This is a genomic window from Paenibacillus forsythiae T98, assembly GCF_000520735.1.
Taxonomy (GTDB): domain Bacteria; phylum Bacillota; class Bacilli; order Paenibacillales; family Paenibacillaceae; genus Paenibacillus_AQ; species Paenibacillus_AQ forsythiae.
Genome location: NZ_ASSC01000259.1, coordinates 1 through 572, shown reverse-complemented (window position 1 = coordinate 572; position 572 = coordinate 1). Strand labels below are relative to the sequence as shown.

1 protein-coding gene is annotated in these 572 nt (G+C 59.8%); it reads right to left on the bottom strand.

The genetic code is table 11. The features are described from left to right. Nucleotides 1-572, bottom strand: a 572-nt coding sequence (locus L692_RS0108820; protein ID WP_025699069.1) for a gamma-glutamyltransferase, incomplete at both ends; no start/stop codon positions are given.

Sequence of the window (572 nt, the reverse complement as noted above, 5' to 3'; positions counted from 1 at the left end):
CGAAATAGACGCAGCCAGTTCTGCGGCATAGGCCTTATCCAGCAGCCGGGCCAGCGGAATATCATGGAAATCCGGATCGGTAAGCACGGCGTCGCGGTCCCGGAAGCTGGCTTTGATCGCCTCGACGAGCAGATGATAATATTCATACGATCCGTGCCGGATTCCCGAGAAGTCGAAGCGCTCCAGAATATTCAGCGCCATCAGCGCGGCGAACCCCTGTGAATTGGGCGGAGCCTGATAGACGGTGTGCCCGTGATAATCCGTTGAGACCGGGTCGCACCAGTTGCCCCGGTGATCGGCAAAATCCTCGCGGATCAAATATCCGCCGGACTCCGCCATGCCGTCGCAAATGGCCTTGGCGATTTCTCCTTTGTAGAAGGCGTCGCGCCCGCCGGCAGCCAGAATAGACAGCGTCCTTGCCAATTCCTTCTGCACGAACTTCTCCCCGGGACGCGGAATCCGTCCGTCCGGCATATATATAGCTGCCGCTTCGGGAGACAGCGCCGCGCCTGCATGCACAGTGTTGCTGTGCTGATCCGGCGACAGCGGAAAGCCTCCGGCCGCGTAATCGA